At 70.9% G+C, this 15,007-nt stretch carries 16 protein-coding genes; 8 read left to right on the top strand and 8 right to left on the bottom strand.

Annotation, left to right across the window (positions count from 1 at the left end; genetic code table 11):
* The first annotated feature begins 24 nt into the window (after positions 1 to 24).
* From ACZ44S_RS16275 to ACZ44S_RS16285, 3 genes are all read left to right on the top strand, one after another.
* The gene (locus tag ACZ44S_RS16275) at positions 25 to 885 is read left to right on the top strand and encodes a helix-turn-helix domain-containing protein (protein WP_466929274.1); all 861 of its coding nucleotides are present in this window, start codon (positions 25 to 27) and stop codon (positions 883 to 885) included.
* Positions 886 to 1,170, top strand: coding sequence for a DUF397 domain-containing protein (locus ACZ44S_RS16280; RefSeq protein WP_190161942.1), 285 nt, complete (start codon positions 886 to 888; stop codon positions 1,168 to 1,170).
* An 89-nt stretch (positions 1,171 to 1,259) separates the two neighbouring features.
* On the top strand, positions 1,260 to 2,063 hold the full coding sequence (locus ACZ44S_RS16285; protein WP_466929276.1) for an SAM-dependent methyltransferase: 804 nt from the start codon (positions 1,260 to 1,262) through the stop codon (positions 2,061 to 2,063).
* 100 nt (positions 2,064 to 2,163) lie between these two features.
* Here ACZ44S_RS16285 and ACZ44S_RS16290 read toward each other — a convergent pair whose 3' ends face one another.
* From ACZ44S_RS16290 to ACZ44S_RS16300, 3 genes are all read right to left on the bottom strand, one after another.
* A complete protein-coding gene (locus tag ACZ44S_RS16290) occupies positions 2,164 to 3,654 on the bottom strand; it encodes a glutamate synthase subunit beta (RefSeq protein WP_466929279.1) in 1,491 nt (496 codons plus the stop codon).
* A gap of 147 nt (positions 3,655 to 3,801) precedes the next feature.
* Positions 3,802 to 4,284 (bottom strand): anthrone oxygenase family protein, encoded by a 483-nt coding sequence (locus ACZ44S_RS16295; RefSeq protein WP_466929281.1) that lies wholly within the window; start codon positions 4,282 to 4,284, stop codon positions 3,802 to 3,804.
* 179 nt (positions 4,285 to 4,463) lie between these two features.
* The gene (locus ACZ44S_RS16300; protein WP_466929283.1) at positions 4,464 to 5,162 is read right to left on the bottom strand and encodes a DUF2293 domain-containing protein; all 699 of its coding nucleotides are present in this window, start codon (positions 5,160 to 5,162) and stop codon (positions 4,464 to 4,466) included.
* Between the two features lie 68 nt (positions 5,163 to 5,230).
* Here ACZ44S_RS16300 and ACZ44S_RS16305 point away from each other — a divergent pair, with 68 nt between their 5' ends.
* The gene (locus ACZ44S_RS16305) at positions 5,231 to 5,863 is read left to right on the top strand and encodes a nucleoside/nucleotide kinase family protein (protein WP_466929285.1); all 633 of its coding nucleotides are present in this window, start codon (positions 5,231 to 5,233) and stop codon (positions 5,861 to 5,863) included.
* Between the two features lie 136 nt (positions 5,864 to 5,999).
* Entirely contained in the window at positions 6,000 to 6,428 is a 429-nt protein-coding gene (locus ACZ44S_RS16310) for a CBS domain-containing protein (protein WP_466929287.1), read from the top strand.
* Positions 6,429 to 6,436: 8 nt separating this feature from the next.
* Here the strand turns inward: ACZ44S_RS16310 and ACZ44S_RS16315 are convergent, their stop codons facing one another.
* The 3 genes from ACZ44S_RS16315 to ACZ44S_RS16325 form a co-directional block, all read right to left on the bottom strand.
* Positions 6,437 to 7,564: a magnesium and cobalt transport protein CorA gene (locus tag ACZ44S_RS16315; protein WP_466929289.1), complete on the bottom strand. Its 1,128-nt coding sequence runs from the start codon at positions 7,562 to 7,564 to the stop codon at positions 6,437 to 6,439.
* 162 nt (positions 7,565 to 7,726) lie between these two features.
* Positions 7,727 to 8,653 (bottom strand): carbohydrate kinase family protein, encoded by a 927-nt coding sequence (locus ACZ44S_RS16320; RefSeq protein WP_466929291.1) that lies wholly within the window; start codon positions 8,651 to 8,653, stop codon positions 7,727 to 7,729.
* A complete protein-coding gene (locus ACZ44S_RS16325; protein ID WP_466929293.1) occupies positions 8,650 to 9,561 on the bottom strand; it encodes a pseudouridine-5'-phosphate glycosidase in 912 nt (303 codons plus the stop codon). Before ACZ44S_RS16325 ends, ACZ44S_RS16320 begins: the two co-directional genes overlap by 4 nt.
* Before the next feature lie 101 nt (positions 9,562 to 9,662).
* On the opposite strand from ACZ44S_RS16325, the gene ACZ44S_RS16330 reads away from it, so the two are divergent.
* Entirely contained in the window at positions 9,663 to 10,091 is a 429-nt protein-coding gene (locus ACZ44S_RS16330; RefSeq protein ID WP_190161933.1) for a VOC family protein, read from the top strand.
* A 27-nt stretch (positions 10,092 to 10,118) separates the two neighbouring features.
* On the opposite strand, the gene ACZ44S_RS16335 is transcribed toward ACZ44S_RS16330, so the two are convergent.
* Together ACZ44S_RS16335 and ACZ44S_RS16340 are read right to left on the bottom strand one after the other, a co-directional pair.
* Positions 10,119 to 10,673, bottom strand: coding sequence for a methylated-DNA--[protein]-cysteine S-methyltransferase (locus tag ACZ44S_RS16335; protein ID WP_466929296.1), 555 nt, complete (start codon positions 10,671 to 10,673; stop codon positions 10,119 to 10,121).
* Positions 10,674 to 10,736: 63 nt separating this feature from the next.
* Complete coding sequence (locus tag ACZ44S_RS16340; protein WP_466929298.1) at positions 10,737 to 11,612, bottom strand: glycerophosphodiester phosphodiesterase; 876 nt, start codon at positions 11,610 to 11,612, stop codon at positions 10,737 to 10,739.
* Positions 11,613 to 11,892: 280 nt separating this feature from the next.
* On the opposite strand from ACZ44S_RS16340, the gene ACZ44S_RS16345 reads away from it, so the two are divergent.
* Together ACZ44S_RS16345 and uvrB are read left to right on the top strand one after the other, a co-directional pair.
* Positions 11,893 to 12,756 (top strand): MHYT domain-containing protein, encoded by an 864-nt coding sequence (locus tag ACZ44S_RS16345; RefSeq protein WP_466929300.1) that lies wholly within the window; start codon positions 11,893 to 11,895, stop codon positions 12,754 to 12,756.
* A 40-nt stretch (positions 12,757 to 12,796) separates the two neighbouring features.
* Positions 12,797 to 14,947: an excinuclease ABC subunit UvrB gene (gene uvrB / locus ACZ44S_RS16350; protein ID WP_466929303.1), complete on the top strand. Its 2,151-nt coding sequence runs from the start codon at positions 12,797 to 12,799 to the stop codon at positions 14,945 to 14,947.
* Positions 14,948 to 15,007: the final 60 nt, after the last annotated feature.

Below are 15,007 nucleotides of genomic sequence, written 5' to 3' on the forward strand. Positions count from 1 at the left end.
GGATTTGTTCGAGGGAGGTGGAGTGTGAGCGAACCCCGGTCCGCGCCGACGGTGGGACAGGTGGTTCTCGGCCGGCGCCTGCTGGACCTGCGGGAACGCGCGGGGCTCAAGCGCGAGGAGGCCGCCCGCATCCTCCGGGTCGCCCCCGCCACCGTGCGCCGCATGGAGATGGCCGAGGTCGCGCTCAAGATCCCCTACCTCCAGCTCCTGCTGAAGGCGTACGGCGTCTGCGACGACGAGGCCGACGCCTTCGTGCAGCTGGCGGAGGACGCCAACCGCCCCGGCTGGTGGCAGCGCTTCCACGACATCCTGCCCGGCTGGTTCTCGATGTACGTCAGCCTGGAGGGTGCCGCCTCCCTCATCCGCAGCTACGAACCCCACTTCGTCCCCGGAGTGCTCCAGACCGAGGACTACGCCCGCGGCGTACTGCGATCCGGCGCCATAGGGCAGACCCGGCCCGAGGACATCGACCGCCACGTCGACCTGCGCATGCAACGGCAGGAACTGCTCACCCGTAAGGACGCGCCCCGGCTGTGGGTCGTGATGGACGAGACCGCGCTCCGCCGCCAGGTCGGCGGCCCGGAGGTGATGCGTGCGCAGATCGACAAGCTGCTCGAGGCCACGAAGCTGCCCAATGTGACGCTGCAGGTCGCGACCTTCGACGGCGGGCCGCACCCCGGCACGTACGGGCCGTTCGTGCTGTTCCGATTTGCCATGCCCGAACTGCCGGACATGGTCTACAGCGAGTACCTGACCGGCGCCGTCTACCTGGACGCGCGCACCGAGGTGGCGACCCACCTCGAAGTCATGGACCGCATGGCGGCGCAGGCCGCTACGGCACATCGCACGAAGGAGATCCTCCGGGATCTCCGCAAGGAGCTGTGAATGGAACTCATGAAGCCCCCGAAGCCCCTGCCCCGCCCGCAGGCGCACACCGGAAGGATCTACAACGGCATGCCCGCGCGGGAACTGGGCAGCGAGGGCTGGCACAAGCCGTGGAGCGGCGGCAACGGAGGGAACTGCCTGGAGGCGATGAAGCTCGACGACGGCCGGATCGCCGTACGCCAGTCCACCGATCCGGACGGCCCCGCGCTCATCTACACCTCCGCGGAGATGACGGCCTTCATCGAGGGAGCGAAGGCGGGAGAGGCGGATTTCCTGCTGTCCTGAGAACTGTTGTCCGCTCTACCTTTGCGTTCCCCCTTCTGATTTGGCACTGACTTGACCACTAACAGTTGCAGGAAGTTACGGAGTCCGTCATGACCGGGCAGCCCCCCGTGGAGATCGACACCAGCAGACCGCACCCCGCCCGCATGTACGACTGGTATCTCGGAGGCAAGGACAACTATCCGGTCGACGAGGAAATGGGCCGGCAGATGCTGTCCCTCGAGCCGCGGACACCGGTGATGGCACGCGTGAACCGCGCGTTCATGCACCGGGCGACGCGCTGGCTGGCCGGCCAGGGCATACGCCAGTTCCTCGACATCGGCACCGGCATCCCCACCGAGCCCAATCTGCACCAGGTGGCCCAGGAGATCGTGCCGGACGCCCGTGTCGTGTACTGCGACAACGATCCCATCGTGCTGGCCCACGCGGGGGCGCTGCTGCGGGGCACAAACGAGGGGGTGACCGAGTACCTCCAGGCCGATGTACGGGATCCGGACGTCATCCTGGAGGGCGCGCGGAGGATCCTCGACTTCGACGAGCCGATCGCCCTGTCGCTCATCGCCCTGCTGCACTTCATCCCCGACGAGGACGGGGCGCACGAGCTGGTCGGGCGGCTGCTGGCGGACCTTCCCTCAGGCAGCCACCTGGTCGTCACCCACGCGACGGCCGACTTCACCCCCGAGTTGTCGAAGGCGGCCATCGAGAAGTTCAGGGCCGCCGGCGTCACCCTGGCGCTGCGTTCCCGGGAGGAGTTCACCCGCCTCTTCGACGGCCTGGACCTCGTCGACCCGGGTGTGCGGGTCCCTCACGAGTGGCACCCCGAACTGGGGGAGCCCGTCCCGGGCCAGGACGACGGCGTCATCCCCGGCTACGGAGCGGTGGCCCGCAAGCCGTGACCACGAGGCAGCCCGCGGGCGACGAACGCCGTCGAGCCCGCGGGCCGTCCTCGCGGCTCCCGCAGACCTCCCCCGAACTGCACCGAGGAAGGGAGAGCGCTCACACGGTCATGGGGCGGTCGTAGGGACCGATCGGCGCCGGCAGCCGACTCGGCGAGTCGGTCAGGTACCGGTCGACGGCCGCCGCCACCGCCCGCCCCTCGGCGATCGCCCACACGATCAACGACTGCCCACGCGCGGCGTCCCCCGCCGCGAACACCCCCGGCACGTTCGTGGCGAAATCGGCGTCCCGCGCGATCGTGCCCCGAGGATCCAGCGCCAGCCCCAGCCGGTCAACGAGCCCGTCACGCCGATCGGGTCCGGAGAAACCCAGCGCCAGCAGCACCAGATCGGCGGGCAGCGTCCGCTCCGTATCCGGCACGGCCCGGCGCCCGGAGTCCACCTCCACCAGCCGCAACGCACACACGCGCCCCTCCGCGTCCCCCTCGAACCGCAGCGTCGACGCCGCGAACACCCGCGCGTCCGCATCCGCCGCCGGTGCCGTCCGCAACGCCCCCGCCTCCTCGTGCGCCGGGGACAGCCGGTACAGCTTCGGATACGTCGGCCACGGCTCGGCGTCCTCGTCCCGCTCACTCGCCGGCCGGCCGTAGATGTCGAGCTGGGTGACCGAGGCGGCACCCTCACGCACGGCCGTCCCCAGACAGTCCGCCCCCGTGTCACCGCCGCCGACGATGACGACATGCCGCCCCGCGGCGGACAACGGCGACGACTCCAGGTCCCCCGCGCACACCCGGTTGGCCAGCGGCAGGTACTCCATCGCCTGGTGGATCCCGCCGAGTTCACGCCCCGGCACCGGCAGCTCCCGCCAGGCGGTGGCACCCGTGGCGATCACCACGGCGTCGTAACGCGCCCGTAGCTCCGCCGCGTCCACGTCCCGCCCGACCGTTGTGGAGGTACGGAACTTCGTGCCCTCGGCGCGCATCTGCTCCACACGCCGGTCCAGATGCCGCTTCTCCATCTTGAACTCGGGGATGCCGTACCGCATCAGCCCGCCGACCCGGTCGTCCCGCTCGTACACGGCGACGGTGTGACCGGCCCGGGTCAACTGCTGGGCCGCGGCCAGCCCGGTGGGCCCGGAGCCGATGACCGCGACCGTCCGGCCGGAGAGGCGCTCGGGCGGCGCCGGCGGCGCGAAGCCCTCCGCCCAGGCCCGGTCGGCGATGGCGCACTCGACGTTCTTGATGGTGACCGCCGGCTGATTGATGGCCAGCACACAGCCCGCCTCGCAGGGCGCCGGGCACAACCGCCCGGTGAACTCGGGGAAGTTGTTGGTGGCGTGCAGACGCTCGGCCGCCGCTCGCCAGTCCTCCCGCGAGACCAGGTCGTTCCACTCGGGGATGAGGTTGCCCAGCGGACAGGCCTGGTGGCAGAAGGGCACACCGCAGTCCATGCAGCGGTCGGCCTGTCCGCCGATGATGGGCAGCAGTGCCCCGGGGACATGGACCTCGTCCCAGTCGCGGACCCGTTCCGCCACCGGCCTGCGCGGCCATTCCTCGCGGGGCGTGGTCAGGAATCCCTTGGGATCGGCCATGGCCGTCTTCCTTGCGTGCGCGGGTGACAGGCCGTGCGTGGTCGGGCGGCACTCTTCCGGCCACGATACGTCCGCCCGTCCACGTCCGCAGAGTGCCCGGAGAGCGCTTGCCCGGACGCCGGCTGGTTGCCAGGGCCGGCGGGCCCGTCAGCCGGTGAGGGCCAGGACGTACGCCAGCGCGGCCCCGGCCGACGCGAACGTGCGGACGTGGTTCCACATCGTCCACTCGCGCACGTAGACCGGCCAGTACGCGGCCGCCTCCGGGCTCCCCGGCTCCAGCCGGGCCAGCGCGTCGTTGCGCGGTATGCTCGCGACCACGGTCAGTCCGAACGACCCCAGCAGGTACAGGGCTCCACCCACCAGCAGCTCCGCCGCCCCCTCGCCGGGCCACAGCACGAACGTCACCACCGTGAGCACCGCACACAGCACCGCCGATCCCAGGAACACCAGCATGAAGGCCGGCCGCACCGCCGCCACGTTCACCGCCTGCATCGCGGCCACGCCCTGCGCGGGCGGCAGCGCCGCGAGCCCTCTCATCACGAAGGCCGAGAAGGCGCAGAAGACCCCGGCGGCCAGCCCCGTCCCGACCACACCCAGCACGGTCAGCACGTAGTACGGCCCGTCGATCATGTCGTCACCCCCGTCCGGTGGCCGGAATCCGTCCGGCCACCACCGTCACCCCAAGTGAATGCGAACCGGACCGCGCCCGGCCATGGCCGAGGGACGCGGGCGCATGCGCGAGCGTCCAGGGCAGGAAGGCACCCTCCGTCGGGCGAATCCGGGAGCGGGGGAGGCGGGCCCGCGGGCCGTCACCCGGTGGAACCGAGCCCTTCCTCCGACCACCCCGTCAGTACCGTCTCCACCGCTGCCGCGATCCTCCGCCGCGCCTCGTGCCGCGGCACCCCGCTCATCAGCAGGCGGTCGTACGAGGTGTCCAGATGCCGTACGGACGCCACGACCGCCGCCGTCACCGCCCTCTCGGACAGTGCCCGGCCCGCCGCGCTCCTCCCCACCCGTCCGCTGCCCCGCACCGAGGCGTGCGCGGCGACGGCACGGGCGCGCACCTCCGGGCAGCCGGGGAACAGCCGTCGTATCTCCGCCGCGAACGCCTCGGTGAACCGCACGTCCTCGGCGGCCCGCCGCCGGGCGTCCCGCATCCGGCGTCTCCGGCGTGCCTCCGCGTCCGCGAGGCAGCGCTGCTCCGCCCGGGCCAGCGCCTCCTCCTCGACCAGCACGCCCTGCCGCTCGTACCGCCCCCTGCGCCGGTCGAACCGCACGACCACCGCCGACAGCGAGCTCTCCTCCCGCGACCGGCGGGTGAGCGCCGTGTCGCCCCGTGGAAGGAAGACGAGGTGGCCGAGGTCGGCACAGTCGAGACAACGCGGTACCCCGTTCTCCATGACGAGCAGGGGGAGCGGGCCACGACGGCAGCCGGCGCAGTGCCGTTCCCGCAGCGGCTGGTGGACGACAAGCCCGGCGAACCGAGGGGGAGTTGCACGGGATGCCATGACAGGATCCTTCCCCCCGACCGGCCGCGAGCCACGTTCCGGACGCCGGGCTGACGCATTATGGCGGTGTGCGACTCGAAGCGATCACCTGGGACCGGCTCGGCGACCTCCTCGCCGAGCGTCTGCTGGAGCTGAAGACCGCCGACGGCGGTCCCTGGCCCCGGGTCGCCCTCGACGGCGCCCCTGCCGCCCGGCCCGGAGACCTCGCGGAGCGGGTCGCCCTGGCACTGCGGATACGCGGCCGGCCGTCCCTCGTCGTCGGCACCGACGGCTTTCTGCGCCCCGCCTCGGTCCGGCTCGAGTACGGCCACCAGGACGTGGAGTCCTACTACGACGGCTGGTACGACACCGGCGCCCTGTGGCGCGAGGTGTTCGGCCCCCTGGAACCCGGCGGGGACGGCCGGGTGCTGCCCGACCTGTGGGACCCCGTCACCGACCGCGCCACCCGCAGCCCCTACGCCGTGCTCCCGCCCGGCGGCGTGCTGTTGCTGCACGGTCCTCTCCTTCTGCGCCACTGGTTCCCCTTCGACCTGAGCGTGCACCTCCTCCTCTCCCCTGGCGCGCTGCGCCGGCGTACCGCCGAGGCCGAGCACTGGACCCTCCCCGCGTTCGAACGCTACGAGCGGGAGAGCGACCCGGCCGGCACGGCCGACGTCCTGGTGCGGGCCGACGATCCCCGCCATCCGGCCTGGCGCGGCTGACCGGCGCGGCAGGCGGCCGCGGGCCCGGCGCGAGCCGCCCCTCCGGGTGCCGTCCGCGGGCGGCACGACGAGAATGAGGGCGTCGGGACTCGCGGTGCGCCCGCGCCGCGCCGGCCGTCGGCACCGGGAGGTACCCATGACCACCGCCGGAGACATCATGCACCGCGGCGCCCAGTGGATCCCCGCCCACGAAACCCTGGACCGCGCAGCCCAGTTGATGCGCGAGCTCAACGTCGGCGCCCTGCCCATCAGCGACGAGAACGAGCGGCTCTGCGGCATCCTCACCGACCGTGACATCGTCGTCGGCTGTGTCGCCATGGGTCACGACCCCGCCCAGGTCACCGCCGGCGACATGGCCAAGGGCACCCCGCGCTGGATCGAGGCCGACGCAGACGTGGACGAGGTCCTGTACGAGATGCAGACCCACCGGATCCGCAGGCTGCCCGTCATCGACAACAAGCGTCTGGTCGGCATGATCAGCGAGGCGGATCTCGCCCGCCATCTGACGGAGGGGCAGATCGCCACATGGGCCGAGAACGTCTACGCGAGGTCCACCACCGGCTGAGGCCGGGGTCACAGCCAGCGGCTGCGCCGGAACGCCCGGTACAGCAGCAGACACGCCACGGATATCACCCCGATGACCATGCCGTAGCCGTATCTCCAGTGCAGCTCCGGCATGTGGTCGAAGTTCATGCCGTACATCCCGCAGACCATCGTCGGCACCGCCACGATGGCCGCCCACGCGGTGATCTTGCGCATGTCCTCGTTCTGCGCCACCGTGACCTGCGCCAGATGCGCCTGAAGAATCGAGTTGATCAACTCGTCGAACGCCGCTATCTGCTCCTTCGCCCGCAGCAGGTGGTCGGCGACATCGCGGAAGTACGCCTGTATCTCCGGGGCGACGACCCGGATCGGCCGTGTGGCGAGCTCCTCCAACGGCCGGCCGAGCGGGAACACCGCCCGCTTCAGTTCGAGCAGTTCCCGTTTGAGCTGGTAGATGCGGCCCGGATCGACCCGCGCTCCGTGCTCCGCGAACACATCCGTCTCGACCTGGTCGATGTCCTCCTGGACCGAGTCGATGACGGTGAGATAGTCGTCGACCACATGGTCCGCGATCGCATGCAGCACCGTGGACGGACCCTGGGCGAGCTGCCCGGGATCGGACTCCAGCCCCTCGCGCAGCGGACCCAGCGAGCCGTGCCGTCCATGCCGCACGGTGACCACGAAGTCCTCACCGAGAAACACCATGATCTCTCCGGTGTCCACCACTTCACTGTTCGCGGTGAGTTCCTCGTGCTCGACGTAGCAGACCGTCTTGAACACGGCGAACAGCGTCTCCCCGTACCGCTCCAGCTTCGGCCGCTGATGGGCCTCGACGGCGTCCTCCACCGCCAGCGGGTGCAGATCGAACAGCTCGGCGATGCCGGCGAACTCCTGGTCGGTCGGCTCGTGCAGCCCCAGCCAGACGAAGCCCTCCCCCTCCCTGCGGACCCGCTTCACCGCGTCCACCGGAGCACCGCGGGCGGAGACGCGGTGACCGTCCCGGTAGGTGACGCAGTTGACCACCGAGGAGCCCAGCGGGGACCGGGCCGGATGGCTCAGATCCACTCGAGGACGCCGCCGTGCCAGCCCGGCCACCCGGCGCAGCCCGCCGGCCCTGCCGAGACTCCTGACCTTCCGCAGATTCCCTGCCATGGACATGTGGCCCCCCTCGTGTGGTTCCTCCGCGCCGATCCTGCTTTCCGCGTCTGGCTCGCCAGTCTGCCAGTCCCCGGGGAACCACGTGCGAACCTGTGGACAGGGGCCGTTCCGCTGTGTTCCTGCCTGTGGATAAGGGGGGTTCGCCCGGTGAGGCGTCCCCCGTCAGGCGAGCGCCGGCGGGCGGCCCCCCGTCCGTTCCACCGCCTGTGCGCCCGCCAAGCAGCCCTCCGCCGCCGCCTTTCGCGGTTCGGCGCCCGCGAGCAGGGCCGCGAGGAACGCGCCGGTGAAGGCGTCACCGGCACCGGTGGTGTCACGGGGTGTGGACGGCACGGCCGGAACCCGGGCACACACCTCGCCGGACCGCGCGATCAACGCACCGTCCGCGCCCTGTGTGGCCACCACCAGCGGGACATGGCGGCTCAGCCGCGCCACCGCGTCCGCGGCATCGGAAACGCCCGTCAGCAGGCACGCCTCGTCGCGGCTGGGCAGCAGCACGTCCACACCCTCGACGAGTGCCAGGAAGCGGTCGATGCCCAGCGCGCCGAGGAACCCGGCAGACGCCGGATCCAGACTCACCGGCACCCCCCGCGCACGCGCCGCCTTCAACGCCACCGCGACGAATGCCCGGCTCTCCTCGGCGAAGAGCAGGTAACCCGACAGATGCAGCCGCCCCACCCCGTCCAGCAAGGTGTCCGACCAGTCACCGGGACCGAGCCGCAGCGACGCCCCGCTGTCGGTGAGGAAGGTCCGCTCGGCCGCCGCGTCCTCGTCGACCAGGCAGATCACCGTCCCCGTCGGCGCCTGGTCGTCCACGACGAGCAGCGGACGGACCCCGCAAGAGGTCAGCTCCCTTTCGTGCCAGGCCGCCGCGTCCGCACCCACCCGCCCGACGAGCCGGACCTCGGCGCCGCCCCGGCGCGCCGCCCAACAGGCCACATTGGCACCCGCGCCACCCGGCACCGTCCGGACCGCCGCCGCCGTGTCCGTCCCCGAGGCGAGCGGTCCCCGGTACCGGGCGACCACATCGGTGATCACATCACCGGCGACCAGCAACGCGCCCGCCCGTACGGCCCCCGGCACTCCCGTCACTCCCCGGCGGCCCAGGCGGCCGCGACCCGGGCCGCGAGGCGCACATTGCCCCGGACCGCGGCGAGGTTCGCGGCGAGGGAGGCGCCGTCGGTGTGGCGGACCAGATGAGCGAGGAGGAACGGGGTGACCCCCTGACCGGTGACGCCCTCCGCCTCACACGCGCGCAGCGCCTCGTCCAGCACCCGCGCGTGCACCCCGGGATCCAACTGCTCGGCCTCGGGCACGGGATTGGCCACGATCAGCGCCGACTCGGTCCCGCCGAGCGCGTCCTGCGCCCGCATGGTGGCCGCCACCTGCCCCGGCGTGTCCAGCCGCCAGTCCACGGGATGCCCCGAGTCCGACAGATAGAAGCCCGGAAAACGATCCGTGCCGTACCCGGCGACCGCCACCCCCAGCGTCTCCAGCCGCTGCAGGGTCGCGGGCACGTCCAGGATCGACTTCACCCCCGCGCACACCACGGTGATCCGGGTACGCGCCAGCAGACCCAGGTCGGCCGACTCGTCCTGGGTCACCGTCCACTCCCGGTGCACCCCGCCGAGCCCTCCGGTGGCGAACACCCGTATGCCCGCGCGCGCCGCGAGCAGAGCGGTGGCGGACACCGTGGTCGCCCCGCTCCCGCCGGCCGCCACCACGAGCGGCAGATCCCGATGCCCCAGCTTGCGGATCCCCTCCCCGCCCGCGATCCGCTCCAACTGCTCCTTGTCCAGGCCGATCCGGGGCCGCCCGTCCAGCACGGCGATCGTCGCCGGTACCGCTCCCTCCTGCCGTACGGCCGCCTCCAGCTCCAGCGCCACCTGCAGATTGCGCGGCCGGGGCAGTCCGTGCGCGATGATCGTGGACTCCAGGGCCACCACCGGCCGGCCCGCGGCGATCGCCTCCCGCACCTCTTCGGACACCATGAGCACCACGAGCCTGCCTCCTGTCTGCCGCCTCTCCCTCATCTCTGGCGGTCCGTGCCCCGGGCCAAACCCCTTGCGTGCCGTCACCCGGGTCACGGAGGCTGGCGACCATGACGGACAACACGACTCGCCTCGACCACATCGTCCTGTGGGTGCGTGATCCCATCGCCAGTGCCGGCTTCTACGAGAAGAGCGTGGGCCTGGAGCCCGTGAGGCTCACCGACTTCTCCGTGGGTGAGGCGCCCTTCCCCTCGGTCCGCGTCAACGAGGAGACCATCCTCGACCTCATGCCGTCGGCCATGGCGGAGCGCATGACGATGCTTCCCGGCGCCGTCGAGAGCTCCGGCCACCCCGTGAACCACGTCTGCCTGTCCCTGCCGGCCGACCGGTTCGACGCACTCCGCAGCCGCCTCGAAGAGCAGTCCGTGCCGGTGACGGACCTCTCGCACGACTCCTTCGGCGCGCGCGGCCTGGCCAAACGCAGCTTCTACTTCCGTGACCCGGACGGCAACGTGTTCGAGGCGCGGCACTACGACTGACCCGGTGTCCCGCGGCTGCCCGGGCCGTCAGAACAGCGGCTCGGGCAGCACACCCTCCAGGGCGAGCAGCCGCCTCTTCGTCTCCAGTCCGCCCCCGAAACCGCCGATGCCGCCGTCGCTCTCCACGACCCGGTGGCAGGGCACGACGACGGGCAGGGGATTGGCGCCCATGGCCATGCCCACGGCCTGCGCGGCACCCGGCTGGCCCACCCGCCCGGCCAGATCGCCGTACCCGACGACCGCGCCGAACGGCACCCCGGCGGCCAGCTCCCGCAGCACCTCCCGGTTGAAGCCCGATATCAGCGACCAGTCCAGTGGCAGCTCGAAGGACTGCCGCTCGCCCGCGAAGTACGCCTCCAGCTGGCCTATCGCCTCGGCCAGCAGCGGGGAGTCCGGCTCCTCGACCGGTGTGGCGCCGAGCCGGGACGCCAGCCGCTCCAGAGCGCGCTCGCGCACCTCCGCGCCGGCGTGGAACACGACGTTGACCAGGCCCTCGCGGGTCGCGGCCAGCAGCAGCGGGCCGATGCCGGTCTCCATCACGGCCCACACGACCCGCTGCTCGTTCTGCCCATGGCTGTCCATGCGCCCCACCGTACGACTCGCCACCGACAACGCCGGGCGAGCGCCGGTCACACGGGCGGACCGTCAGCCACCGACCGCGTCCCGCACCACGTCGGGCGTGTTGGTGATGATCCCGTCCACCTGGAACCCGGCGACCCGCCGAGCCGCGGCCGCGTCGTTCACGGTCCAGGTGAACACCTCCATCCGCTTGCCGTGCGGACCCCGGAAGCCGTGCACGGCGGCGACGTAGGCGGCGGAGAGCGAGCCGTGCGAGGGATTGATCTGGTCGGTGAACGCAGCGTACGAGGGCAGGTCCGCGACCGGCGGCGTCCCGAGGAATCCGGTCTTCACGGCGGGCTTCAGCTCATGGACCGTCCGTACGCTGTCCGCGCTGAAGCTCTGCACGATCAGCCGGCGCCTCACATGCGGGCGGTCGAGCCACCCCTCGTTGCTCAGGGTCTTGAGGGTCTCCCGTTCGATCCCCGGGTAGAGCTGGGGGTTCTTGAGCTCCAGGAGCAGCTTCTGGTCGTACCGCTCCATGCGGTGCAGGAACTGCTCGAGCGTCGGAACGCGCGCGCCCGCGTACGCCGGGTCGAACCAGCTGCCCGCGTCCAGCCGGGCGATCTCCGCGGCGGTGAAGTCCTTCACCTTCCACGGAGCACGGTCGGGGAACACCTCCTCGACGTCCGTGGTGCGCTGCAGGCTGTCGTCGTGGAGGACGACGAGTTCACCGTCCTTCGTGCGCTGGACGTCGTTCTCCACCCACTCGACACCGAGGGCGGCCGCCTTGTCGACGGCCGCAAGCGTGTTCTCGGGCGCGTACGCGGAGGCGCCGCGATGAGCGACGATCACGGTTCGGGAGCTGCCGTTTCCGGCGGCCTGCGCGGGGGAGAAGGGGAGCAGGAGGGCGACGGTACCCAGGAGCGCGGTGGTCGAGGCGGCGACAGCGCGTGCGTGCATGCGTACTCCTCGCGTTGAACGGTCACGGTCAGATCAACTGTGACAGCAGAGGGTCAACACGAGACGGGTGCAGGATGGCCACAGATTGAACGGAGTTGCCCGAACTCCGCACACTGGTGCCACACACCTGGGGCAAGGGCGTGTTTCTTTGCCGGATAGTCGTTCGACCATTCCGGTGGGGGACATACTCTCTGCGTCAACCCTGGCCGCCGTCGCGGTCCTGGGAGGGGGACCACATAGGGTCGTTGCGGGACGAACAGGGCGGGAAGGGCAGCCGCGCATGCAAGGCACGGTCGACGGATTCAGTTACGGCCTGGTCACGCCGCTGGTGGCCTTTCTCATGGCCTGTCTCGGCGGTGCCCTGGGCCTGCGCTGCACCACCAGATCCAGAACGGCTCGGCGGTCCTGGCGCGCCGGCTGGCTCGCCCTGGGCTCCGTGGCCATCGGCTCCGGCATATGGACGATGCACTTCATCGGCATGATGGGCTTCACGATCGAGGGCACCCCGATCCGCTACGACCGGGCCATGACGTTCGCCAGCCTCGCCGTGGGCATCGTCATGGTGGGCATAGGGATCTTCATCGTGGGCTACCGGGGTGCCTCCGGAACGGCCCTTTTCACCGGTGGCACCGTCACCGGCCTCGGCATCGCCTCGATGCACTACCTCGGCATGGCCGGCATGAGCCTTGACGGCCGGCTCGAGTACGACACCTTCGTCGTCGCCGCCTCCGTGGCCATAGCCATGGCCGCCGCCACCGCCGCCCTGTGGGCGGCCGGACAGGTGAGGGGCGTCCTGTGGAGCGTGGGCGCGAGTCTCGTCATGGGGGTCGCGGTCACCGGCATGCACTACACCGGCATGGCCTCACTCGACGTCCACGTCCACGGCACCGCCACTCCCGTCGCGGGGGAGTCCGCGGGCAACCTGCTCGGTCCCCTGATGGTCGGTCCGCTCGCGTTCCTCGTGCTGGCGGGCATCGTGGTGATCTTCGACCCGCTGATCGTCGCGGGCGGACCGGGCACACCGCCCGCCGAGCACAAGCCCGGCATCCCCGCCCACCCTCCGGCCCACCACCGTCCGGCGCGCTCGCGACTGCGCCTGCGCGGTCCCGTGGAACACCGTTCCCGCACCCCGCAACGACGCTGATCCGGACTCGTTGTCAGTGGGGGGTCGTACGGTGGATGGCATGCGGCCCGTTTCCCAGATCGAACGCACGGTGGCGCCCTTCGAGGTCGTCAGCCCCTACCAGCCGAGCGGCGACCAGCCGACGGCCATCGCCGACCTCGCCCGGCGCATCGAAGCAGGTGAGAAGGACGTCGTCCTGCTCGGCGCGACCGGCACCGGCAAGTCCGCCACCACGGCGTGGATGATCGAGAAGCTCCAGCGCCCCACCCTGGTGATGGCGCCGAACAAGACCCTGGCCGCACAGCTGGCCAACGAGTTCCGCGAGCTGCTGCCGAACAACGCCGTCGAGTACTTCGTCTCGTACTACGACTACTACCAGCCCGAGGCGTACGTCCCGCAGTCGGACACCTACATCGAGAAGGACTCCTCGATCAACGAGGAGGTCGAACGGCTGCGCCACTCGGCGACCAACTCGCTGCTCACCCGCCGCGACGTCGTCGTGGTCGCCTCCGTCTCCTGCATCTACGGCCTGGGCACGCCGCAGGAGTACGTGGACCGCATGGTCCCCCTCCGCGTCGGCGACGAGGTCGACCGCGACGAACTGCTGCGCCGCTTCGTGGACATCCAGTACACGCGCAACGACATGGCCTTCAGCCGCGGCACCTTCCGCGTCCGGGGCGACACCATCGAGATCTTCCCGGTGTACGAGGAGCTCGCCGTCCGCATCGAGATGTTCGGCGACGAGATCGAGGCGCTGTCCACACTGCATCCCCTCACCGGCGAGATCATCAGCGACGACCAGCAGCTGTACGTCTTCCCCGCCTCCCACTACGTCGCGGGCCCCGAGCGGCTGGAGCGCGCGGTCAACGACATCGAGAAGGAGCTCGGCGAGCGCCTGACCGAGCTGGAGAAGCAGGGCAAGCTGCTGGAGGCCCAGCGGCTGCGCATGCGGACCACCTACGACATCGAGATGCTCCGCCAGATCGGTTCCTGCTCCGGGGTGGAGAACTACTCGATGCACTTCGACGGCCGTTCGCCCGGCTCGCCGCCGAACACCCTGCTGGACTACTTCCCGGACGACTTCCTCCTCGTCATCGACGAGTCGCACGTCACCGTCCCGCAGATCGGCGCCATGTACGAGGGCGACGCCTCCCGCAAGCGCACCCTGGTCGACCACGGCTTCCGGCTCCCCTCCGCCCTGGACAACCGCCCGCTGAAGTGGGAGGAGTTCCAGGAGCGCATCGGCCAGGCCGTCTATCTGTCGGCCACTCCCGGACAGTACGAGCTCTCCCGCGCGGACGGCTTCGTCGAGCAGATCATCCGCCCCACCGGCCTCGTCGACCCCGAGGTCGTGGTCAAGCCCACCGAGGGCCAGATCGACGACCTGGTCCACGAGATCCGCGCGCGCGTGGAGAAGGACGAACGCGTCCTGGTCACCACGCTCACCAAGAAGATGGCCGAGGACCTCACCGACTACTTCCTGGAACTCGGCATCCAGGTGCGCTACCTGCACAGCGATGTCGACACCCTGCGCCGGGTGGAGCTGCTGCGGGAGCTGCGCAGCGGTGAGTACGACGTCCTCGTCGGCATCAACCTGCTGCGTGAGGGCCTCGACCTGCCCGAGGTGTCCCTGGTGGCGATCCTCGACGCCGACAAGGAGGGCTTCCTGCGTTCGGGCACCTCCCTGATCCAGACCATCGGCCGCGCGGCGCGCAACGTCTCCGGCCAGGTCCATATGTACGCCGACAAGATCACCCCGGCGATGGAGAAGGCCATCGACGAGACCAACCGCCGCCGGGAGAAGCAGATCGCGTACAACCAGGCCAAGGGCATCGATCCGCAGCCCCTGCGCAAGAAGATCAACGACATCGTCGCGCAGATCGCCCGAGAGGACATCGACACCGAGCAGCTGCTGGGATCGGGCTACCGCCAGGCCAAGAAGGACGGCGGCGGCACCAAGGCGCCCGTGCCCTCCCTCGGCAGCAAGGCCGCCAAGGGTGCGAAGAACGTCAAGGGGGCCAAGGGCAAGGCCGCCGAGACCGTGCCGACCGACCGTCCCGCCGCCGACCTCGCCGAGCAGATCGAGGAGCTCACCATGCGGATGCGGGCCGCCGCCGCGGACCTCCAGTTCGAGATCGCCGCCCGGCTGCGCGACGAGGTGTCGGAGATGAAGAAGGAACTGCGGCAGATGCAGGAGGCCGGCCTGTCCTGACGTCCGCACACGCGATGTGTTGCAAGAACGACACAAAGTGCGGACCTGAGTACGTCACTG

This window comes from Streptomyces malachitofuscus, assembly GCF_055571035.1.